Source organism: Nonomuraea sp. CA-143628 (genome assembly GCF_050942315.1).
Classification (GTDB): domain Bacteria; phylum Actinomycetota; class Actinomycetes; order Streptosporangiales; family Streptosporangiaceae; genus Nonomuraea.
In genome coordinates this window covers 6015747-6038340 of sequence record NZ_CP192072.1, presented here as the reverse complement: position 1 = coordinate 6038340, position 22594 = coordinate 6015747, and the positions used below count along the sequence as shown (strand labels likewise).

16 protein-coding genes are annotated in these 22594 nt (G+C 71.7%); 6 read left to right on the top strand and 10 right to left on the bottom strand.

Annotated elements, in window-relative coordinates:
• Positions 1-368: 368 nt before the first annotated feature.
• A complete protein-coding gene (locus ACQP2T_RS27510; RefSeq protein WP_433518929.1) occupies positions 369-611 on the top strand; it encodes a hypothetical protein in 243 nt (80 codons plus the stop codon).
• A gap of 14 nt (positions 612-625) precedes the next feature.
• On the opposite strand, the gene ACQP2T_RS27505 is transcribed toward ACQP2T_RS27510, so the two are convergent.
• The 4 genes from ACQP2T_RS27505 to ACQP2T_RS27490 are packed head-to-tail and all read right to left on the bottom strand — an operon-like array spanning position 626 to position 11914.
• A complete protein-coding gene (locus tag ACQP2T_RS27505) occupies positions 626-4987 on the bottom strand; it encodes a DUF5682 family protein (RefSeq protein WP_433518928.1) in 4362 nt (1453 codons plus the stop codon).
• Positions 4984-6120 (bottom strand): ATP-binding protein, encoded by a 1137-nt coding sequence (locus ACQP2T_RS27500; RefSeq protein WP_433518927.1) that lies wholly within the window; start codon positions 6118-6120, stop codon positions 4984-4986. The genes ACQP2T_RS27505 and ACQP2T_RS27500 overlap by 4 nt, the downstream gene beginning before the upstream one ends.
• A gap of 38 nt (positions 6121-6158) precedes the next feature.
• The gene (locus ACQP2T_RS27495) at positions 6159-11045 is read right to left on the bottom strand and encodes a DNA-binding protein (RefSeq protein ID WP_433519838.1); all 4887 of its coding nucleotides are present in this window, start codon (positions 11043-11045) and stop codon (positions 6159-6161) included.
• Between the two features lie 2 nt (positions 11046-11047).
• On the bottom strand, positions 11048-11914 hold the full coding sequence (locus ACQP2T_RS27490) for a DUF4132 domain-containing protein (RefSeq protein WP_433518926.1): 867 nt from the start codon (positions 11912-11914) through the stop codon (positions 11048-11050).
• A 331-nt stretch (positions 11915-12245) separates the two neighbouring features.
• Between ACQP2T_RS27490 and ACQP2T_RS27485 the strand changes: the two genes are divergently transcribed.
• On the top strand, positions 12246-12569 hold the full coding sequence (locus ACQP2T_RS27485) for a hypothetical protein (RefSeq protein ID WP_433518925.1): 324 nt from the start codon (positions 12246-12248) through the stop codon (positions 12567-12569).
• Positions 12570-12758: 189 nt separating this feature from the next.
• The gene (locus ACQP2T_RS27480) at positions 12759-14075 is read left to right on the top strand and encodes a hypothetical protein (protein ID WP_433518924.1); all 1317 of its coding nucleotides are present in this window, start codon (positions 12759-12761) and stop codon (positions 14073-14075) included.
• A gap of 75 nt (positions 14076-14150) precedes the next feature.
• Here ACQP2T_RS27480 and ACQP2T_RS27475 read toward each other — a convergent pair whose 3' ends face one another.
• From ACQP2T_RS27475 to ACQP2T_RS27450, 6 genes are read right to left on the bottom strand one after another with little or no spacing between them, the layout of a single operon-like run.
• Positions 14151-14537: a universal stress protein gene (locus ACQP2T_RS27475; RefSeq protein WP_433518923.1), complete on the bottom strand. Its 387-nt coding sequence runs from the start codon at positions 14535-14537 to the stop codon at positions 14151-14153.
• Positions 14534-16033 (bottom strand): tripartite tricarboxylate transporter permease, encoded by a 1500-nt coding sequence (locus tag ACQP2T_RS27470; protein WP_433518922.1) that lies wholly within the window; start codon positions 16031-16033, stop codon positions 14534-14536. The genes ACQP2T_RS27475 and ACQP2T_RS27470 overlap by 4 nt, the downstream gene beginning before the upstream one ends.
• A gap of 16 nt (positions 16034-16049) precedes the next feature.
• The gene (locus ACQP2T_RS27465) at positions 16050-16559 is read right to left on the bottom strand and encodes a tripartite tricarboxylate transporter TctB family protein (protein ID WP_433518921.1); all 510 of its coding nucleotides are present in this window, start codon (positions 16557-16559) and stop codon (positions 16050-16052) included.
• A complete protein-coding gene (locus ACQP2T_RS27460; RefSeq protein ID WP_433518920.1) occupies positions 16556-17551 on the bottom strand; it encodes a Bug family tripartite tricarboxylate transporter substrate binding protein in 996 nt (331 codons plus the stop codon). The genes ACQP2T_RS27465 and ACQP2T_RS27460 overlap by 4 nt, the downstream gene beginning before the upstream one ends.
• A 16-nt stretch (positions 17552-17567) precedes the next feature.
• Complete coding sequence (locus tag ACQP2T_RS27455; RefSeq protein WP_433518919.1) at positions 17568-18860, bottom strand: glucarate dehydratase family protein; 1293 nt, start codon at positions 18858-18860, stop codon at positions 17568-17570.
• Between the two features lie 15 nt (positions 18861-18875).
• A complete protein-coding gene (locus ACQP2T_RS27450) occupies positions 18876-19814 on the bottom strand; it encodes a 5-dehydro-4-deoxyglucarate dehydratase (protein WP_433518918.1) in 939 nt (312 codons plus the stop codon).
• 94 nt (positions 19815-19908) lie between these two features.
• Between ACQP2T_RS27450 and ACQP2T_RS27445 the strand changes: the two genes are divergently transcribed.
• From ACQP2T_RS27445 to ACQP2T_RS27435, 3 genes are read left to right on the top strand one after another with little or no spacing between them, the layout of a single operon-like run.
• A complete protein-coding gene (locus tag ACQP2T_RS27445; RefSeq protein WP_433518917.1) occupies positions 19909-20730 on the top strand; it encodes an IclR family transcriptional regulator in 822 nt (273 codons plus the stop codon).
• 36 nt (positions 20731-20766) lie between these two features.
• The gene (locus tag ACQP2T_RS27440) at positions 20767-21903 is read left to right on the top strand and encodes an L-talarate/galactarate dehydratase (protein ID WP_433518916.1); all 1137 of its coding nucleotides are present in this window, start codon (positions 20767-20769) and stop codon (positions 21901-21903) included.
• Between the two features lie 8 nt (positions 21904-21911).
• Positions 21912-22589 (top strand): FadR/GntR family transcriptional regulator, encoded by a 678-nt coding sequence (locus ACQP2T_RS27435; RefSeq protein WP_433518915.1) that lies wholly within the window; start codon positions 21912-21914, stop codon positions 22587-22589.
• The last annotated feature ends 5 nt before the right edge of the window (positions 22590-22594 follow it).

Below are 22594 nucleotides of genomic sequence, written 5' to 3'. Positions count from 1 at the left end.
TGAGCGACGCCTGGTCCCAGAGCGCCCTGAGCGGGGTTCCTCCCTGCGGCTTGAGCGGCGTCCGTCCCCGATGCCTGAGCGGCGTTCGGACCTGCGGCCTCAGTCGCGTTCGGACCTGGGGCCTGAGCGGTGTTCGGGCCTGTGGCCTGGGCAGCGCCTGGTGCTGAGGTGCTTGCCCGCGCGGCGCTTGGTCCCGCAATCGCCGCGTGCGCGGGCTCTGCGGCCGAGTCCGTGGGCGTCCCAACAGGCGCGGACCCCGCGACCATATCGGTGCCGAGCGAATCGGCACCTACGAGGGAGCCGTCGGAGGTGTCCGCCTCCGTAGACTCCGGGTCCGCCACCGGGCAGGCACTCAGTACGGCCGCGCGGTGCAGACACCGGGGCGCCAGGAGGCAGCTGCACCGCGCCTGACCGTCGTCGGCGATCACACCGGACGGTCCCGGCGAGAGCGTGACCACGGCGTCCTCGCCACAGCTGATCCGGATGCCCTCGGCATCGGCGACGACGGGCACGGCGGCGTACTGCTCGATCGCCGCGTCCAGCTTCTTGCGCAGCCGGGACGTGAGGCTCTCGACCGCGGCGGCGACCACCTGCGGTGCTACCGGCGGTAGCGAAGTGGAGGCATTCATCGGTTCTCTCCCCTGAGGCGGTCGCCGACCCATCGGGCGAGGGCGAGCGGGCTGAGGGCGGCGACGGGCATACCGGCCGCCACGAGCTGCTGGGCGACGGGAATCGAATAGCGGGGCACGCCACTGTCGTCCAAAGCCGCGCACCCCAGCAGGTGGACACCGGACCCGGCCAGCGCCCGCACCTCGCCGAGCAGGCCCCCGATCGGGTAGCCCTCCTCGAAGTCGCTGACGACCACGACGAGCGTACGGCTCGGCACCGTGACCAGCGACCGGGCCCGGGCGAGTCCCGCGGCGATGTGCGTACCCCCGCCGACCCGCACCTCGAGCAGCAGAGACAACGGATCGGCCACCCGGTCCGTCAGGTCGATCACCTGTGTGGAGAACGACAGGAAGTGGGTGGACAGCGTGGGCACGCCCGCCAGCACCGCGGCCGTCAGCGCGGACCACACCACCGACGCCTCCATCGACCCGGACACGTCGACCACGAGGATCAGCCGCCAGTCGGCCTCCTGCCGGGAACGGGTGCTGAACACCGGCCGTTCCGGGACGACCACGATCCGGCCGTCGTCGAGGCGACGCGTGTGCGACAGGTTGGCTCGCAGGGTGCGCGGCAGGTCGAGCCGCCCACCCGGACGGCGGGTCGGACGCGGGGTCGCCAGGCCGGTCATAGCGGGGCGCATCCGCGTCGCGAGCTCCTTGGTGAGTTCTTCCACCAGGCGGCGTACGAGTGGCCGCAGCTTGGCCACCTGTTGCTCCGGCAGGCCGCCCGCCAGCGAGAGTACGGAGGTGAGCAGCTCGACGGACGGCCGTACCGAGGCGGGGTCGAGCTCGCTGAGCACATCGATGCGCCCGGCATCGGCTGCCTTGGCCAGCACCTCCTCCCGTACCTCGGTACCGAAGAGGGCTTCCAGTTCCTCGCCCCACTCACGGGCGGTGGGGAAGGGGTGCTCCCTGCCGCCGGAGTCGCCGCCCGGCCCGAAGTCGTTGGCGCCTTCCCCGCGTCCCGCGCCGTACAACTCGTCCAGGGCGCGCGCGTACGCGCGGGCGTCGGCCGGGAGCCGCTCGGACTCCCGCCCGAGCAGCAACCGCCACCGGTCGGCCGGCAGCAGCCTCCGCTCAGCGCGCCCGTCCTCGTCGAGCGGGAGCGGGGGTTCGGAGAGAGCCGCGCCGTCCAGCGCTGACGGGGGCTCCGGATGAGCCGCGTCCGCCTTGCCGCCCGGCGACGACGGGGGTTCGGGAACGATCGCATCCATCCCACCGCCCAGCGACGACGAAGACTCCGGAACGATCGCATCCGCTCCGCCATCCAGCGACGACGGGGACTCGGGAAGGACCGCATCCACCTCGCCCCCCAGCGAGGACTCCGGCTCGGAAAAGTCCGCGTCCGCCTTCTCACGGTGAGCTGCCTTCGCCTCCCGCCCAGCCCGTACGGTCCGCCCGTCCGGCTCGTCGGATGCGGCGCCCGCCATGGCAGGCATGGGGAGCCGCAGTGCGTTCAGGGCGGCAAGGCCGGCGGAGTCGGCGGCGGTCCAGAGGGCGAGGAGTGCGGGCGGCGCGTCCAGCGCCAGGTCGAGCCGGTCGCCGAGCCGCTCCGACACCGCCCCCAGCAACCGCGTACGGCCGGCCGGGCTGAGGGTGTCGAACCCCCCGCGCAACGCCGGCAGCCGGTCGAGGAACTGCTTGTCCGACAAGCCGTCCACGCGGTCCATCAGTGGGTCGAGTGCCGCCGGCGCCGACTGGAGCAGCGGCCCCGCCGCCGTGAGTACGCCGGTCAGCAGGCGGCTCAGGCGAAGGCGCCCGTCCGGGCCGGTGGCGGTGTCGACCCAGCCGGCGGCCCGGTCGCCGAGCGCGTCGGCGCTGTCAAGGTCGAGCAGCACCCGGGCGGCCAGGGCCGCGCCCTGCATGAGCGGGGACGCGGTACGCGCCAGCACCGCCAAGGCGTCGTCCATCCGCAGCCCGAGGCGCTCTTCGCCGACCCGCGAGGCGAGGGCGACCAGGGCGACCGCGTCCTCCGGCTGGTCGCTGCCCGCCAGGCCGGGCAGGGCGCGCACTGCGGCCTCCAGCAGGGTGCCGACCAGTTCGGTGGCGCGCTCGCGGTCTTCCGGCGTGGTGCCGGGGAGGTGTTGCCGGCGCAGCGCCTCCAGCAGGTCGAGGGCATCGAGCAGTTCGGTGAGCGTGGCGGTGGCGGGCAGCGCGACGGCCGCGTCGGCCAGGCGGTCCGCGACCAGGTCGGGCAGGTCACAGCCGGCCGCGGCACGGAGCCCGTCGAGGATCAGGGCGCAGGTGGGTCCCCCATCCGCGGATTCGCGGCGGAAGGTCTCCCGCAGCGTGCCGGCCGCCGCCTGGGCGAGGGTCACGCCGCGGACGCCCGCCAGGTCGAGCAGGGCCGGCACCGCCGGGGTCCAGGCCATCCGCCATCTGGTGGTGAGCGCGGTGGAATCGCCCGTACCCACCACCTCGATCGGCTCGCCGTAGCCGACGCCGCAGACCAGTAGCCGCCGCAGGAGAACCTCCCGGCGCGCGTCCAGGTCGGAGCGGAGCGGGTCGAGGCGTAGCTCACGGCGTTCGGGGTCGTCCGGGCACGGGAGCCTGAGCGCGGCGAGATCCGCCTCGACGGCCGGGCCGAGCCCCGAACGTGGTGTGCCAGGCGCGGTCCGGCCGCGTTCGGTGCCGACGAACACGGTGTCGAGCGCCTTGGCCAGAGCCCGTCCCCTGCCCAGGGGCTCGCCCTGGCCGAGCACGGTCGTCACGGCCTCCAGCAACTCGCCCCGGCCTGGGGCGGGCAGGCCGCGCAGCCGGGCCAGGTCGCAGGCGAGCCGCAGCGTCTCGACGGCCTCCCCGGTGCCCGCGGTGTGCCCGGCGGCGCGCAGTTCCCGGCACAGGTCGGTGATGGCGCGGGCGGCGCCGTCCCTGACCCGCTCGGGATCGCCGCCCGCCACGAACACCGCCTGCTGCCAGCGCGGGTCACGGATGCCCGCCGGGTAGCCGGACCGCGAGTCGAGCAGATCGAAGGCGTACGGCACGAGCGAGGTGACCGACGACGAACCGTCGCCCGCGGACGGGCTGATGATGCCACCGCCCGCGGACGAAGGAGCGGTACCGCTGCCCGAAGATGAACCGGCACTGCCGTCACCTGCGGACGGGCCGGTGGCACCGTCCGCGTCGGGCCAGGTCAGCGCGGGCGCGTGGAAGGCGCCGACCACGGCGACGACTCGCCGACCGCCGGTCGCGGCGCCCGCGATGACGCGGCGCATGTGCGCCTCGCGGGCCAGATCCATGGCCGGGACGCCGCCTGCCGCCGCCGCGTCCCGGCGCAATGCCCAGCCGACGCCGAGGGCGGCGCGGCGGACCGCTTCGGGTTCGCAGCCGGGGGCGAGGACCTCCACGGCCCGGTCCCACATGTCGTCCCCATCGCGGCCGGTCCCCGCGGCGGCCAGCGCCTCGGCGAAAGACATCCGTCGTGAGCCCACGCCACCTGCCGAAGCCCCGGGCTGTGTGCCTGAATCATCCGCCGCTATGCCGGGCCCATCTGTCCGGTCGGCCACCGTGCCAGACTCATCCGCCACATCCAACGACGTGCCAGACCCAGCCGCCGCATCAGCCACGACGCCTGACTTATCTGCCGCATCCGACGACGTGCTGGGCTCCTCGGTCGTACCCGCCGGCGTCCCGTGCGACGTGCCGGAGCCCTCGGCCGGGCCCGGTAGCAGCGGGGCCTGGTCGGTGGCGTGCCAGCCGGGGTCGGACAGCGGGAGGTCGCAGCAGAGCACCTCGGCGCCGCGCTTCCAAGCCCATCGAATGGCCGCCAACTCCGGCGAGAAGTCGGCGAACGGGTAGAAACCCAACCCCCCGTCGCCACGTGCCCCCGCGAGGGCGACCGGTGCGACGGTTCCGGGGTCGGCCAGGTGCGTCAGCCACGGCTGGAAGTCCGCGGGCAGTTCGACGCAGACCACTTCGGCGTCGGCGGCGTCCAGCAGCGCGGGCAGGACCACCGCCAGCGCGGGGCTGTGGTGCCGCACCCCCAGCAGGTACGGCCGGGCGGAGGCGGCCAGTGCGTCGACCACTCGCCTGGGATCATCGCCCCAGTCGCCGTCGGCTCCCTGAACGGACTGCGCAGTCTGTACGGATCGCACAGTCTGGGCCGAACGCACGCCCTGGGCCGAACGCACGGAGTCGGCGGTCTGGGCGGACCGGACGGCCCCTGCAGGATCGCCGGTCTGCACAGCCCACACGGACTGGGCGATCTGGCCGGACCGAACAGGCTCCACGGACCGGCCCGTCTGAACGGCGCCCACGGACTTGGCGTGGGGATCGATGTCCTGGGTCTTGGCGGGCGGATCGATGTCCTGGGTGGTCAACGGAGGTTCTCCCGCAGGTCCCAGAGGCGGCGCCACATCGCGGAGCCGTCCTCGGCCCGCCGTCGCACCGGCCCGTCCCAATAACCGAGGAGCCGCCCGTGATCAGCGGGATCGTCCTTGCGTACGACGCCCAGCAGGTGCCCCGGCACCAGGTCGAGGACGTCCCCCCTGGGCAGGTACGCCGCCGCGACCCCCAGCGAGGCCGCGACCTGCACGGCCTCGGCTGTGGACATGACCGTGCCGGGGCGCTCCACGTCCCAGCCCTCGGCCGAGCGCCCGGAGCGCAGGTCGCGGAAGACCGTGACCAGCGCGTCGAGCACCGCGTCGTCCACGCCGAAGGCGGCCCCCGCGCGCTGGACCACTGCGGTGGCCTGGCGGCGTACCAGGGTGGTCTCCGCCTCGGCGTCGGAGATGGGGTCGACGGTCTCGAAGTTGAACCGGCGCTTCAGGGCGGCCGACATCTCCGAGACGCCGCGGTCGCGCAGGTTGGCCGTGGCGATCACGGTGAACCCGGGCGAGGCCGCCACCTGGGCGTCTTCGGTGCCGGCGAGTTCGGGTACGCTGACCCGCCGGTCGGACAGGATCGACACCAGGGCGTCCTGTACCTCGGGCAGGCAGCGGGTGATCTCCTCCACCCGGGCGACGCGGCCGGAGCGCATGGCCGTGAGCACCGGGGAGTCGACCAGCGCGGCGGGGCTGGGGCCTTGGGCGAGGAGGAGGGCGTAGTTCCAGCCGTAGCGGAAGGCGTCCTCGGTGGTGCCCGCGGTGCCCTGCACGGTGAGCGCGCTGGTGCCGCACACGGCGGAGGCCAGTAGCTCCGACAGCATCGACTTGGCGGTGCCGGGCTCGCCGACCAGCAGCAGGCCGCGTTCGCCGGCGAGGGTCACCACGCAGCGTTCGACGAGGGCGCGTTCGCCGACGAACTTGGTGGCCACCTTCATGCGGGAGGTGGGCCCTTGCAGGGTCTCCTCGCCGCTGCCGCAGATGAAGGTCACCACCGCGCGCGGGGTCAGCGCCCAGCCCGGCGGGCGGGGGCCGTCGTCGTAGGAGGCGAGAAAGGCGAGCTCGTCGGCGTATCGCTCTTCGGCCGAGAGCACCTGCCGGGCCGGAGCCCGGTCTTCGGTCAGGGTCATGAGGTGAGGTCCTTAAGAGAGTCGGGGAGGGTGCGGGCTCAGCGTCGCCGTCCGCGCTTGACCTTGAGCTCCTCGAAGCGGGGAACGTCGCCGTCGAGCACCCGCTGCCATGCCTTGGCGTAGAGGTCGGCGACGGGATCGATCGGGATGCCGTCGAAGGTGGTCAGGTCGAACAGGGCCAGCTTCCACTGCTCCAGCGGAAGGAGCGGCGCCGACTGCTCCGCCCACCCGCCGGGCAGGAACAGCGTGCGCGCCGCCCGGCTGCGGCTCGCCTCGACGACGAGGTCGGTCGCGGCCAGCTCGGCGCGGGCCGCCTTGAGACGGGCGGGCTTCCAGCCCGTCCACCGGGCGACGTTGCGGTCGGTGGGGTCGGGCAGGGCCAGCAGCATCAGGTAGTGGGCCGCGGCGTCCTCGCCGAGCCCGTACTCCTTCGCCACCTCGATGACCAGATCGGGCACGGAGCGGGTGGGATCCTGCGGCCACCACGTCCCGTCCGCATCCCGCTCCCCCTGCACCGGGTCGCCGGGATCGGCGAGCAGCGCCGCGAACCGCGGGTCGCGAGCGGTCCGGAACGCGATCTCGACGGGGAACGGCTCCTCGGTGCCGAGCAGGGCGCGCAGGTACGGATCGTCACCTGCCGCGTCCAGCGACGCCACGCGGATGCCGGGGGCGGGTCTGTCGTCATGGGTGGCCATGACGACGGCGCCGTATCTCTCGTAGCCCTGGCCGGTCTCGGTCGGGGCTCCCGCTGCCTTCCTGAACGCGGGCAGGTCGACGTATCGGCCCAGGTCGAGCATCAGGTCCGGGTTGGCCAGCCGGTCGCGGACCGCGGCCAGCGCCGCCGGCAGCGCGGCCCGGATCGGATCTCCGGCGGGCAGCCGGTACGCCAGCCACCGCGCGGTGGTGACGGCCGCGACCAGCGAGCTCGTGGTGAACCCCGTGGCGTTGTCGTCGACGGGTGCGACCCGGTCACCGCGTACGGTCCAGGCCAGGTCGTGGCTCAGCTCCGGCGTGGCGGCCGGATCGATGACCGCGCGCAGCGCCCGGCTCGTGTCCCAGCCGGTTCGCACCGCGCGCGCCGCCTCCCCGAGCAGCCATTCGGGAATCGCCGCCTGCGGCCCGACCTTGTCGTTCCACAGCGCCGCCGCGGCGGCCACGTCCGGGCCGTCGCTCCAGAGCCGGGCCGGGTCGCTGGGCAGGAGCGCCGCGACGACCGCCCGCCGGATGCCGGCGTCCGTCTTGCGCAGCTCGTCCCTGGCCACGCCGGCATCGGCCAGCTTCACGCCGATCGTGGTACGGATTTCCTTGGTGAGGAAGTTGCGCTCGTACGTGTCCACGGACGGCAGACCCGCCACGATGAGCCGGGCCATCGTCTCGGAGACGCCGGTGAGCCGGGCGAACTCCTCGGCCGCCTCGGGCCGCCAGGGCGCGGGTCCCCGCGCGGCCAGCTCGGTGAAGAGCGCCTCCAGCCAGCCCGCCTCCCGCGTCGCTCCGACCGGGACCGAGGACCGGGCCGTGTAGGGGTGGGGGACGTCGAACCGCCCGGCCGGGTCGTGGAACAGCACCGTCCACACGCAACCGGAGTCGTCCGGGGATCCCGAGCTCACGAAGGCGAGGAACGCGCCATCCTCCAGCGGCAGGGTCCCGAGCCAGTTGCCCTCGCGCCAGTTGCCGTCGGGCTTGATCAGGTGGCGTTTGTCGAGGTGCAGGTCCATCCGTCGCCAGCGGGACGGATCGGCCGTGGTGGGCAGCCCGGCCTCGTTCAGTACGCGGAGCAGCTCGTGCAGCGTGGCGCGGTGTTCCTCCTCGACCGTCACCGTCGCGACGCGGAAGGCCAGGGCGGCGGCCTCGTCGAGGAGGGGGTCCCATCGCAGGCCCGAGCCCGGCAGTTCCGGCAGGTCCAGGTGAGTGCGGCCCAGCCTCGACGAGGCCACCCCCGCAGAGCCCGACTCAGACGGAGCCGACTCAGACGGAGCCGATGCCGACGCCAGCCGCCGCCCGATCGTCTGGATCTGTTGGAAGGCGCCGTCGTCCCGCAGGCGCCAGGAGTATTCGACGAAGTCGCCGAGTCCCCGGAGCGCCTGGTCGAGCAGGGAGTCCACTGGACCGGCGGGCGCCTGCTCCTGGTGTCCGCCGGCGAGCGCCTCGGAGAGCCTGGCCGCGACGGTGTGCAGCGAGGTCTGCTGGAACCCGGCGAAGCGGACGACCCCGGCGATGCCGGCCACGAGCGCGTCATGGCTGACCTGCGGAAGCAACGTACGGATCCGCGCCTCCAGGTCTCCCTCCCCGGCGACCGCCAGCAGGGCCGCCGCCGTGTCCAGGTCGAGGGCGCGCAGGGCCGCTGAGCCCTCCGGATCCCTCGGGCGCAGGTAGCACCAGTAGCGCACCGGGGGCAGGATGAGGCTGCCCATGGCGAAGTGGCCGGGGGCGTCGTCCGTGCGGGCCACGGCCGTGACCACGCCGTCCGGATCGACCAGGTTGAGCCGGTAGCCCCCCTTGACGATGGTCCGCGGCCGGTCGTCCCCGGGGAACATCAGGGCGCGCGCCGGCGTCCCGGCGTCGGGCGCCAGGGTGAACGTACGGCCGGAGACGTCCTCACCGCGCATCGACCCGTCGGGCAGCCGCACCACGCGCCAGCCGAACAGCCCGCCCACGGGAGTGCCCACGGGGGTGGCCTCGTCCGAGGGCGCGGGAAGCACCCAGCCCGCGTGGAACTCGCTGCCGGCCGGGGCGTCGCGGAGCGCGTCGGCGAGGAAGGCGGGCATGCCCTGCCTGCCCACCTGTCCGCTGACCGGGTCGTACTCGTACCAGTCGGTGGTGCGGTAATCGGAGCCGTCCCAGGTCCACACCCAGTAGGAGGTGCCGTCGGTGATCACCGACGACTCCTCGGGGAGTGCCGTGTCGCCGCGGTGCAGCACCCCCTGGCCGGTGGTCCGCCCGCCGCCGGGCAGGGGCAGGGTGACCGCGTCGTCGCCGCGGTACCAGTCCATGCGGGTCCCGCGGGTGTTGGTGGCGCCCTCCATCGGGTGCAGACGGTCGGGGGCGGTGTGCCAGTAGCCGCGCAGCTTATAGTCGAGGTCTCGGGACTGCCAGTAGACGAGCAGCTCGCCGTCCACATAGTGCAGGCCGATGTCGCTCCAGGTGTCTCCGGCCGGGATGCGCAGGTCGTGGGTGAGCACGGTGCCCTCGGGACCGAGCACCCGAGCCTGTGCGGCGCCCGCTGTGAGCAGGTATGGCCAGGCATCGGCGACGACGATGTCGTCGACGTCCTTCTTCGGTACGAGCGACGCGGCCGCCTCCTCCCAGGCCGGCCAGCCCAGTTCGTCGAACAGCCCGGCCCGCAGGGTGCGGGCGAGCACCGGCGCGATCCGCGCCGCCGCCGCCCGGCGTACGTCGTCCTCGGCCAGGACCAGCGCCTCGCCGGGTAGCCAGGCCAGCCGTCGCAGGGCGTCGGGCAGGTCCGGCAGCCCGGCGGCGGTGGAGCGCAGGGCCACCTTGCGGGTCCATTCGGCCAGCATCGGCCGGCCACCGGGGGAGGTGGCCAGCAGGCGGACGGCCCGCCGGCCGTCCTCGTCGTCGCTGAAGCCGTCGGCCGCGCGCTCGAAGGAGGGCCGGAAGCGGGCGTCGGCGGCCAGGGCGACCAGGTCGCGCTGCCCCTCCCCCTTCGCCCAGGGCTCCAGCCGCAGCGAGTCGCCGTCATCGGGATCGCGTACCGGAATGTCGAGGGCCAGCAGCAGGTCGAGCAGGTCGACGTCGTAAGTGACCGTCAGCGTCCGCCGCTGCGCGGTCAGTTCGGTGCGCAGCTGGCCGGCCGCCCGCTCCACCAGCGTGTAGAGGGCGGGCAGGCGGGACGGCACCCGCCAGCCGTAGTTGCGTGCCTTCAGGAAGCGTTCGAGCCAGCCGACGCTGCCGTCGCCGGGCCGCTCCGGCACCTCGCCGGAGACCAGCCCGGCGGTGGCGCCGGACGTCTCGAGGATCTCCAGCCACAGGCCCGCCAGCTCGTTGTCCCGGGCCTGCGGCATGATGTTCAGCAGCGTCATCCGCACCTCGGGCTCGCGCGACGCCAGGGCCGCGATCCCCGTACGGTGCGCCTTCCACCAGCCCGTCGCCGCCCGATGGGTGGCCGGCAGGGCGAGCAGCTCGGCCAGGTAGGCCTGCTCCCCCGCGTCCACGTCGACTCCGGCGGCCTTGGCCAGGCGGCGCAGGTCCGTCGTCATCTGCGCCGACGGCGGCAGCCCGCCCGCGGTGCGCCGTACGCACAGCCGCGTGAAGCGGCGCAGCGCCTCGTCGGCGGGCACCCGGGTGGCCAGCTCCTTGGCATAGCCGGACAGCACCTTGACCGGCAGCGCCCCCGCCAGCGCGAACTCCAGGAACACCTCGTCGAGCCGGTCCTCGTCCACGGCGAGCCCGTGCTGCGCCTCGGCCCGGCGCGCGCTGGCGAACATCTGCGCGGCGTAGACGGCGTTCTCGACGCCCAGGAACACCCGGCCGCTCTGCTCGTAGAACGTGGGCAGGAAGTGGGGCACGGACGCGGCCAGCTGAGCGGCCAGCTGCTGGTAGGCGTCGAGCGCGGCCTTCGGCTTGGACTTGGCCTGCCGGGCCGCGCGCTCCAGCTCCGGCACGACGGCGAGCGCGTGATGCCCGTCTTCGGGGTGGTGCACCAGCACCCATTCGGGGAAGCCGAGCGAGCGCCGCAGGCCCAGGCCGACCTCGGCGGGCTCCCCGTCGGGCGCCAGGCCCAGGAAGCTCGCGGCCAAGTCCTCGGCCGAGCCGAGCTCCCCGGCGACCAGCCGCACGACCACCCGGTCGTCCAGTCCGGGATGGCGGTAGGTACGGGCGGTCATCGGCACCGCCCGCTCGCCGCCCCCCTCGGTGCCGAGCGGCAGCACGGCCCCGGCCTTCAGCAACTCCGCCGCCTGAGACATCGTCACGCGTCCTTCCCCTCTTCGACCCGCCGCCCGGCGTAGAGCGTCGCGGCCATCCGCATCCCCTCCGACCAGGCCACCGGCCCGACCTCGCGCAGCGGCAGTGTCCTGCCGTCGAGGTCCTGCCAGCTCAGGTCGCCCGTGGTCATCTCGCCGTCCCAGTAGGGCTCGCCGATCCACACGGTCGCCTCCGAGAGGCTGCCCCCGTCGCGGACCCGGCAGGTGGCGTAGCCGCCGGAGACCCGGTAGCCGAGCGCGGTGGCCCGCGCGGCCAGGCCGAACCTGGAGTCGTAGGTGCCGCCGGAGAACTCCGACACGGCCGTCTCCGTCGCCTTGAGGTCGGCGGGCTTGCGCCAGGTGGCCCGGTGGATCTGCTCGACCTTCTGGACCACGCCCAGCTCGGCGGCGAACTCCCGCAGATCGTCGAGGTCGGGCAGCAGCACGGGATGCGGCAGGGTCACCGTCTGCGGCGACAGGCGTACGGTCTCGCCGTCGAGGTTGACCACCCGCAGCTCTCCGCTGTCGGTGGCGTCCCGCAGGAAGCCGACCTCGTCGGGGTCGTCACCGACCACGGCCAGGTCCCGCAGGGCCGACTGCCACGCCTCGTCCGGCCACACGCGGGCCAGCAGCCCGGTCGGCACCGGCAGGGAGGAGACCATCCAGAGGTCCACCTGCGCCACGCACGCGGTGGCGTGCCGGTCGAGCCACTCGGCGAAGCGGCGCAGCCGGTCCACCTCGGGGTGATCGCGCAATGCCTTCGGCAGCGACTTCAGCTGCCGTCCCGCCGCCCGGCCGGAGGTGGCTCGCGCCGCCACCCGGCCCTCTATGAGGGCGACCTCATACCCGTCGCCCGCTGCCAGCCAACCCAACGGTCCCCGCCTTTCACCGTGCACGAACGTCGAATGAGCAGGGGTTTTCCAACCCCTGCTGTGCAACTGCGCCGAACGTTAGCGACCCCGACCGACAAACCCGTTCGCGGTCTTCCAGAGGCTCCGACGGCGCGCACGGGGGTGGGGTGGCGAGCCGTTCGCGGGCTGCTTTGTCGGCCTGCGAAATGCGGTGATCCGTCAGAGATGGCTGGTACGGTACCGGTTTTCTGATGAATGCCGGGACTTTTCCCATGTGCCGACATATTGCATAGGAAACTTTCCTAATAGATACTCCGGATGAAGCGTCCAACCCCCCGAATCTGGAGTCGCCGTGCTTCGTCGTGTCCTCACCCTGACCTCGGTCGCCGCCGCCACCCTGATCACCCTCGCCCTGCCCGCCCAGGCGGCCGAAATGGACGTCACCTTCGGGCCGACGTCGATCGGCGACTACTGTCACGCGAAGGTCAGCTCGGCCTCGTGGATCGGCTTCTACGAGGCGGGCGGCCTCAGGTGCTACGCGAGCGGCACCGGCGGCCCGCCGCAATACGCCGGATCCGGCGACCCCTACCTGGCATGCAAGTACCTCACCCCGGAGGTCGTCATGAGCGCCAGGCGGGGCACGTCCGACGCCCTGGTGTGCAGGGTGGTCGTCTAACGCCCCTTTGGGGAGGGTATTCGGCTTCCTTACACGTTCCGGATACAAAATGGTCATTTTGGGTGTCGAAATTATCCAGGCATCGCGGTTACAGTGACCCCGCACGCCAGATGATCTTCATCTGGCTGCTTCGTCACCGCGATCAGGAGGCTGAGAACTCAGTTGCGCGCCTGGAACTTATCTACCCGAATGACGTCGTACGCGGCGGGTGTGGCGGCCCTCGCGTTAGCGTTCGCGGGGGCCGTCGCGGCCCCCGCCTCCGCGGATGAAGCGGATGACATCGACACCTACTACCTCGACAGCGTCCACGGCAACGACTCGGCCGCCGGCGACTCCCCGGAAACGGCGTGGAAGACGCTGGCCAAGGCTTCCACGGCGGAGCTGGGGCCGGGCGAAAAGCTCATGCTCAGCCGCGGCAGCACGTGGTCCGGGCAGCTGTCCATCACCAAGTCAGGCGATGAGGACAATCCGATCGTCGTCGACGCCTACGGCACGGGCGCCCGTCCGGTGCTCAAGGACGACAACGAGGCCTGCCTGTACCTCGGAGGCCACCACATCGAGGTCTACAACCTGCAGATCGGCGTGGACTCGGACCAGGGCCGCTGCTCGTGGGCGGGGATCAAGGTAGGCGGCAGCAACAACGTCATCGAGCAGAACTACATCACCGGCGCGGCGGCGGGCGTCTACATCGAGACGAGTGCCCAGTACACCGCGGTGACCAGCAACGAGTTCGTGAACAACAACTTCATGAGCAAGCTCACGCCGCAGGAGGTGAACGACAACGACGACTCCGGCGCGTTCGCGATGCTGGTGCAGGGCGACGACTCCAACATCGGCTGGAACACCATCACCGGATCGGTGGCCTTCAGCTACGACTACGAGTGGGACGGCGCGGCGGTCGAGATCTTCATGGGCTCCCGCAACTACGTCCACCACAACCTCGCGTTCGACGTCGACACCTTCACCGAGCTGGGCACCAGCCGCAACGACGACGGATCGACGAACGACCCCGACGGCACCTCCGGGAACGTCTTCGAGTACAACGGCATCTACGGTGACAGGTCCCGGTCGGGCATCGTCACCCGCGGCCCGACGAAGGACAACGGCGAGATCGAGACGAACGGCCCGGTGTTCGGCACCGTGTTCCGCAACAACTCGATGAACCTGCCCAACGCCGACTCCGAGGGCGTCGTCTGCTACGCGGGCTGCACGAACGCGCACTTCAAGCTCTCGCAGAACATCATCGTGGCCGCGGGGAAGAGCGCGTACGGCGACTCCACCTTCACCGCCAACGACCACAACGTCTTCTACGGTGGCCAGTACCAGATGACGGCCGGCACCGCCAACGTGCGCAGGGACCCGATGTTCGACCCGAGTAGGCCGTTGCGGCTGCTGAGCGGGAGCCCGGCGATCGGTCTCGGCGTCAAGAAGTTCAACCCCATCGACCTGGACGGAGCCCCGGTGGGCGGGAACGGCACCATCGAAGCCGGAGCCTACGAGTACTGATCTGTAGCCCATGCGTCATCCATCCCGGCCACATCACCGGACCGGGATGGATGCCGGTCGACCCGGCGGGGAGCATCACTGAGCAGGCGGCTCCTTGACCGCGAGCACCGGGCAACCGGCTTCGAGCAGGATCCGCTGGGCGCTGCTGCCCATGATCAGTTTGCCGACGGGTGAGCGCCTGCGCAGCCCGATGACGATCAGGCTCGCCGAGGCCGCCTGCGCCGCCGCGAGCACGGCCTCGGCGACGTCGTCCTCGGCCACCTGCTCGAAGTCGTAGGACACCTCCTCCGGGACCAGGCGCTTGATCTCCGCCGCGTCCGCGGTCGAGGCGTCGACGTAGGCGCCGGGCCGCGAGACGTTGAGGATCTTCAACGGCACCCCTCGGAGCGCGGCTTCCGCGATCGCGTGCTCGAGCGCGACCCGGCCCAGCGGGTTGGGCACATATCCCACGATGACCGTCATGCTGTGGCCTTTCTGCGTTGCTTACGGAGGGCCCGGCTCAGCGGCGGGACTACGATGATGAGCAGGATCGCCACCAGCAGCGTCGCGGCGATCGGCTGGCCGAAGAAGCCGGTCAGCTGGCCGTCGAACAGGCGCATCGAGCGCCGGAAGGACGACTCCAGCAGGCTGCCCAGGACGAAGGCCAGCACCAGCGGTCCCGGCTCGAAGCCGACCTTCTTCATCAGGTAGCCCACGATCCCGAGGCCGACCATCAGGAACATGTCGAAGACGTTCATGCGGACGGTGTAGACGCCGATCATGGTGATCAGGATCGTCAGCGGCGCCAGGATGGCCGCCCGGATGCGCAGGATCTTGACGAAGATCCCGATCAGCGGCAGGCTCATGGCCAGCAGCAGGATGTTGCCGACGTACATCGAGTTGACGACGCCCCAGAACAGGTCCGGCTTCTCCTGCACCAGCAGCGGCCCCGGCGTGATGCCCTGGAGCAGCAGCGCGCCGAACATGATGGCCATGGTCGCGTTCGCCGGGATGCCCAGGGTGAGCAGCGGGATGAAGGAGGACGTGGCGGCCGCGTTGTTGGCGGTCTCGGGTCCGGCGACGCCCTGGATGGCGCCCTTGCCGAAGCGTTCGGGGTGCTTGGCGGTCTTCTTCTCCACCGCGTACGCCACCATCGACGACATGGTCGCCCCGCCGCCGGGCAGGATGCCGAGGATGAAGCCCACCAGGGAGCCGCGGGTGATGGCCCCCTTGGACTCGCCGAGGTCCTTGCGCGAGGGATAGACGGAGCCGACGCTGGGCGCCGGGGCGCTCTTGCCGCGCAGCGACTCGAGGCTGTAGAGGATCTCGCCGACGCCGAACAGGCCCATCGCGACGATCACGAAGTCGATGCCGTCGAGCAGCTGGTCGCTGCCGAACGTCAGGCGCGAGGTGCCGGCCAGCGGGTCCTGGCCGATGGTCGCCAGGAGCAGGCCGACGGTGGCCATCAGGATGCTCTTGGTCGTGGAGCCGGTGCCGAGCGTCGAGACCAGCAGGATGCCCAGCAGCGCCAGCGCCGTGTACTCGGCGGGGCCGAAGTCCAGCGCGAACCCGGCCACCAGCGGGGCGACGAAGGTGAGCGCGATGATCGCGATCGTGCCGCCGATGAAGGAGCCGATCGCCGCGATGCCGAGCGCGGAACCGGCTCGCCCCTGTCTGGCCATCTCGTGGCCGTCGATCGCGGTCACCACGCTGGACGCCTCGCCCGGCAGCCGCAGCAGCACCGAGGTGATCGTGCCGCCGTACTGGGCGCCGTAGAAGATGCCCGCGAGCATGATGATCGCGGCCGTCGGCTCGATGTTGTACGTGACCGGCAGCAGGATGGCGATCGTGGCGGCGGGCCCGAGGCCGGGCAGGACGCCCACGAGCATGCCCAGCGTGACGCCGAGCAGACAGTAGAACAGGTTCTCCGGTTGGAAGACGACCCCGAACCCGGCGATCACCGGGGAGAAGAAATCCATGGTCAGCCGATCTGGTTCAGAAGGGCAGGATGTGCGGGAGTGACACGCCCAGCCCGGTGACGAACAGCAGGTAGAGGACGGCGGTCGAGCCGAGCGAGATGATCACGGTCATCCGCCAGCCCTCTCGTCCGAGTCCCTTCAGCCACAGGACGAGCAGCGCCACGGTGGGGATCTCGAAGCCGATCCGCTCGAACAGCAGCGCGTAGCCCACGAGGGACACGGCCGCGACGACGACGATCAGGGCCTCGCGGGTGAAGGTCTCCTCCTCGCCGGTCGGCCCGGACCGCAGCACGAGCACCGCCGCGGTCACGACCATGGCGACGCTGACGGCCAGCGGCCACAGCCCGGGGCCCGGGTTGGACAGCGTGCCGACCCCCAGGCTCCAGGACATGATCGCGGTGATCACGCCGATGGCGAGCGGGACGAGCGCCGCGACGATGTTCTGCCGGCGGGCGTAGGCCGGAGTCGGCGGGGTGGGCAGCCCGTCCTCCTCCGGCACGCCTTCCTCGGGTACGACGCTGGTCATTGCTCGCCCGTGAGGTCGATCCCGAGCTTCTTCGTCAGCGCGGCGAACTCGCCCTGGGCCTTGGTGAGCTGCGTCTTGACCTCGTCACCGCCGACCTCCCAGCGGCCGATGTAGTTGGACTTCAGCAGCTCGCCGTACTCGGGCGTGGCGATGGCCTTGTCGATGGCGCCGGCCAGCTTGTCGCGTACGTCGGCCGGCAGCCCGGCGGGCGCGGCCACGAACCTGCGCTGGTCCACCACGACGTCGAAGCCGGACTCGGTGGCCGTCGGCGTGTCGGGCAGCGCCTCGACGCGCTTGGTGCCGAACACGGCCAGCGCCCGGAGCTTGCCGGACTGGACGTGCTTGGCGGCCTCGGCGATCTGCACGGACGCCGCGTCGACCTTGCCGCCCAGGACCGCGGTGATCGTGGGGGCGCCGCCGTCGAAGGGCACGGGCGTCGCCTTCACCTTCGCCACCCCGAACAGCAGGGCCTGCGACAGCTGGCTGCCCGTCCCCGCGCCGGTGGTGCCGTACTTGATGCCGTCGGCCGCGAGCAGGTCCTTGAGCGACTTGTACGGCGAGCTTGCCGGCACGACCAGGGCGTAGTCCTCGACGGCCAGCCCCTTGACGAAGGTCATGTCCTCGAGCTTGATCGCGTCGGGGTCCTGGACCATGAGCGGCCCGATGGCGAACAGCGACTGCGGCATCACGGCCACCCGGTAGCCGTCGGGCTTGCTGCTGAAGACGTCCTTACCGGCGATCTTGCCGTTGGCGCCCGGCTTGTTGACCACCACGGCGGGCTTGCCGAGCGGCTTCTCGATGCTCTTGGCCAGGGCGCGGGTGACCAGGTCGGTGCTGCCGCCCGGCTCGGTCGGGACGGTGAACTCCACGGCCTTGCTGGGGTAGGCGGCGCCGTCGCCGGCACCGCCGCCCTTGACCGAGCAGGCGGACATGGCGACCACTGCCAGCAGGGCGCCACCGATGCGCAGGCCGATCGTGGATGACATTCTCATCGAAGTGTTCTCTCTTTCACCAGCGTGGAAGCGGGGGCTGGACCCATGTGGGGTCGGCCGCGCGCATGGCGGCGACATCGTCTCTGTCGCGGAAGCCGCTGAGCTTGTTCCAGCGTTCGTGCAGGGTGGCCAGGGCGTCACGGTCGAGTTCGACCCCGAGGCCAGGGGCGTCGGACACCTCGACGGCGCCGCCGGCGAAGCGGTGCGGCTGGGTGATGACGTCCTCGGTCTGCCAGGGCCGGTGGCTGTCGCAGGCGTACTCCAGGTCCGGAATGACGCTGGCGACGTGGGTCATCGCGGCGAGGCTGATGCCGAGGTGGGTGTTGGAGTGCATCGACAGCGCGACCCCGTAGGTGCGGCACAGCGCCGCGAGCTCACGCGTGGCGTGCAGGCCGCCCCAGTAGTGGTGGTCGGACAGCACCACCTGGACGGCGTCCTTGGCGAACGCCTCGGGGATCTCGCCGAACGTGGTGACGCACATGTTGGTGGCCAGCAGCGCGCCGGTCCTGGCGCGTACCTGCGCCATGCCGTCGATGCCGGTGGTCGGGTCCTCCAGGTACTCCAGCAGGCCGTCGAGCTCCTCGGCGACGCGCACGCTCGACTCCAGCGACCAGCCGCCGTTGGGGTCCAGGCGCAGCGGGTGGTCGGGGAAGGCCTCGGCCAGCGCCTTGATGGCCGCGATCTCCTCCTCGGGCGGGAACACGCCGCCCTTGAGCTTGAAGGAGCGGAATCCGTAGGTGTCGGTGAAGCGTCGCGCCTGGCGTACGACGCCTTCGGGGTCGAGGGCGGCGCCCCAGTCGTCGCGCGGCGCGTCCTCCATCGGGTGCTCGGCCCAGCGGTAGAACAGGTAGCCGCTGTAGTCGACCCGGTCGCGCACCTTCCCGCCGAGCAGCGCGTGCACGGGCAGGCCCAGCGTCTTGCCGAGGGTGTCCAGGCTGGCGACCTCGAAGGCCGAGACCACGCTGCGGACGATCTTCTCGTTGGTACGGCTGCCGCGCAGCCCGGCCGGGTCGAACTCGTTGACCGTGCCGGGCGTCAGCCCCGCCGAGTCGTAGGCCAGCTGATGCAGTCCGTTCAGCGCGGTGAGCGGCTTGCCGATGACGGCCTTGGCGAGGTTGCGCGCCACCTCCAGGTATTCGGTGTCGCCGTAGGTCTCCCCGACGCCGGTGGCGCCGCTGTCGGTCTCGAACTCGACGATGGTGCGCGGGGTGTACGGCTGGTGCACGCCGAGGACGTTGAGCAGCGGCGGGTCGCTGATCAGGATCGGCGTGACGGTCGCCTTGACGATCCGAGGTATGGGTTGCGACATATGGGGATTCCTTCCTTACCGGACGAGGTCGAGGCCGGTGTCCAGCAGGGCGCGGAGCTGTTCCAGGTGCTCGGGCGGTGGGTCGGCGAGCGGGGCGCGTACGGGGCCCACGGGGAGTCCTCGCAGCTTAGCCGCGGCCTTGACCAGCGAGACCCCGTAGCCGATGCCCTTGTCGCGCAGCTCGACCAGGGGGACGTAGAAGCGGCTCAGCAGCAGGTCGACCCGCTCGTGGTCGTCGGCGTGGAAGGCGCGGAAGAAGTCCTTGGCGATCTCGGGGGCGAAGGCGTGCACGGCGGAGGAGTAGGCGGGCACGCCGATGCTCCGGTAGGCGCGGGCCTGCATCTCGGCCGTCGCCGCGCCGTTGAAGAACAGCCACTCCGGCGGCGCGGCCAGCCTGAGCCGCTGCAACTGGTCGAGGTCGCAGTGACCGTCCTTGAGGCCGATCACGTTCGGTATCGCGGCCAGCCCGGCGATGCTGCTGACCGCCACCTTCACCTGGGCGCGCTGGTAGACGATCACCGGCAGCGAGGTACTGGCGGCGACCCGCCGTACATGCTCGACCAGGCCCTCCTGGGGCGCCTCCACCAAATAGGGCGGCATCAGCAGCAACGCGTCGGCACCGGCCCGCTCGGCGATGGCGGCGAACCGGGCGGCCTGGGCCCAGCCGTAGCCGGCCCCCACGACGACCGGCAGCGCTCCCGCCGCCTCCTCGACCGCGGCCGTGACGACCCTTTCGTACTCGTCCTCGGCCAGGGAGAAGAACTCCCCCGTCCCGCAGCACGGGAACACCGCGCCGGGACCGGCCGCGATCTGGCCGCGGAGGTAGGCGCGGAAGGCGTCGATGTCCAGGGCCCCGTCGGCGTCGAACGGCGTCAGCGGGAACGACAGAACGCCCGTCTCCATGCCCCGCCGAAGCCTGGCGCGTACATCGTCACTTGTATACGTAGCGGTCACCTTGTCTCCATATGTAGATGCCTGTTACGTGGCGAGCAGTCTCGCTCCAAAATTGGTAATGTGTCAACAGGCCGTTCCCGACAGATGAGGTGCGATGACACTCCCCCTAGACGAGGCCGAGGGCGCGGCGCAGAGCGGCGTGCGGGGCGTGAAGTCCGCCGCCCGCACCGTCGAACTCCTTGAGCTCCTGGCCTCACGACAGAATCGGCCGGCCCGGCTGCGCGAGCTCAGCGACGCGCTCGGCGCGCCCCGCAGCAGCATCTACGCGCTGATCCGCACGCTGGTCGAGCGCGGCTGGGTCCGCACCGACGCGAGCGGGACGCTGTACAGCATCGGCATCCGCGCCCTGCTGGCGGGCACCACCTATCTCGACACCGATCCCTACCTGCGCATCGTCCAGCCGCACATCAACGACCTCAGTGCGCTGCTCGACGAGACCATCCACTTCGGCCGCCTGGACCGGGGCGACATCGTCTACCTGGCCACCAAGGAGTCGAGCCAGTATCTGCGCCCCTTCAGCCGGGTCGGGCGCCGGCTGCCCGCCTTCAGCACGGCCATGGGCAAGTCGCTGCTGGCCGAGCGGCTCGGCACCGGCCTGGAGGTGCCGATTCCCGCGCAGCTCACTCCCCTGACGCCCAAGACGCTGGTGGACCGCGACGCCCTGACCCGGGATCTGGAGCTGACGCGCCGGCGCGGCTACGCCATCGACGACGAGGAGAACTACGCCGGCGTCATGTGCTTCGGCTTCGCGCTGCGCTACACCAGCCCGCCGACCGACGCCATCAGCTGCTCGGTGCCCATCGCCAACCTCACCGAGGAACGGACGAAGGAGATCACCGAGGCGATGGAGCGCACGAGGCTGGCCATCGAGCGCATGGCCCCCATGGACCTGTCCGGGACCAGCGAGTTCTCATAGTTGTATGACGACATGGCGAGTTGTACGATGACTGCCATGACTTCCTCCGACCGCATCTCCTGGGTCCGCCTCTCCTCGGTCTATCTGCCGCTCGCCACCCCGATCAGTGACGCGAAAGTGCTCACCGGGCGGCAGCGGCCGATGACCGAGATCGCCTTCCTGTTCGCCGAGATCGGCGCCGAGAGCGGGCATCGGGGCTTCGGCTTCGGCTACTCCAAGCGCGCCGGCGGCCCCGGCCAGTACGCGCACGCCAGGGAGATCGCCTCGGACCTGCTCGGCGAGGACCCCAGCGACATCGCCCGCCTGTGGGAGAAGCTGGTCTGGGCGGGGGCCTCGGTCGGGCGCAGCGGGCTGTCCACGCAGGCCATCGCGGCCCTCGACGTCGCGCTGTGGGACCTGAAGGCCAAGCGCGCCGGACTCCCCCTGGCCAAGCTGCTGGGCGCCCACCGCGACTCCGTACGCTGCTACAACACCTCCGGCGGCTTCCTGCACACCCCGATCGAGCAGGTCATCGAGAACGCGAGCGCCGCGCTCGAACGCGGCATCGGCGGCATCAAGCTCAAGGTCGGCCACCCCGACTCCCGGATCGACCTGGCCAGGGTCGGCGCGGTGCGCGAGCACCTGGGCGACGGCGTACCCCTCATGGTGGACGCCAACCAGCAGTGGGACCGGCCCGCCGCCCAGCGCATGGGCCGGGCCCTGGAGGAGTTCGGGCTGGTCTGGATCGAGGAGCCGCTGGACGCCTACGACAGCGCCGGCCACGCGGCGCTCGCCGCCTCGCTCGACACGCCGATCGCGACCGGCGAGATGCTCACCAGCGTCGCCGAGCACGCCGAGCTCATCCGCCTCGGTTCCGCCGACGTCATCCAGCCCGACGCGCCGCGCATCGGTGGCATCACGCCTTTCCTGCGCCTGGCGGCGCTGGCCGAGCACAACCGCCTGCAGCTGGCCCCGCACTTCGCGATGGAGATCCACCTGCACCTGGCCGCCGCCTACGGGCTGGAGCCCTGGGTCGAGCACTTCGAGTGGCTGGAGCCGCTGTTCGAGGAGCGCCTGGAGATCCGCGATGGCAGGATGATCGTGCCCGACCGCCCCGGCCTCGGGCTCACCCCGAGCGAGCAGGCCGCCAAGTGGACCGCGGACCAGTGCGAGTTCGGCACCAGAAAGGACTGACACCACCGATGGCGAGCCTGACCCAGACCCTCGTCGACGACCTGACGGCGCGCATCCAGGAAGGCGTCATCCACCCCGGCGACAAGCTGCCGACCGAGAGCAGCCTGGTGGAGACGTACGGCGTGAGCAGGACGGTCGTCCGCGAGGCCATCTCGCGGCTGCAGGCCGCCGGGCTCGTCGAGACCCAGCACGGCCGCGGCAGCTTCGTCCTGGCGCGGCCGGGCTCGGCCAGGTTCGAGTTCGGCCAGAGCGGCGAACTGACCGTCGATGACGTGGTCGACCTGCTCGACTTCCGCATGGCCTTCGAGGTCGAGGCCGCCGCGCTGGCCGCCCGTCGCGGCGGGGGGCCGCGCCTGGACGACCTGCGGGCGGCGCTCGACCGGTTCGCCGCGAGCGCCGACAACCCGAGCACGGCGGTGAACGCCGACTTCCAGTTCCACCTGCGCATCGCGCTGGCGACCGGCAACCGCTACTTCGCCGACCTGATCACGTCGTTCGGCCCCTCCATGATCATCGTGCCGCGCGACCGGCTGTCGCCCGCCGGGCAGGGGCACTTCGAGCAGATCGTGGCCGAGCACGAGAACATCTACGCGGCCATCGAACGCCAGGACGGCGAGGGCGCGCGCGCCGCGACCCGCGTCCACCTGAGCAACAGCCGCGCCCGCCTGCTGGCCGCCCACCCTTAGCACCT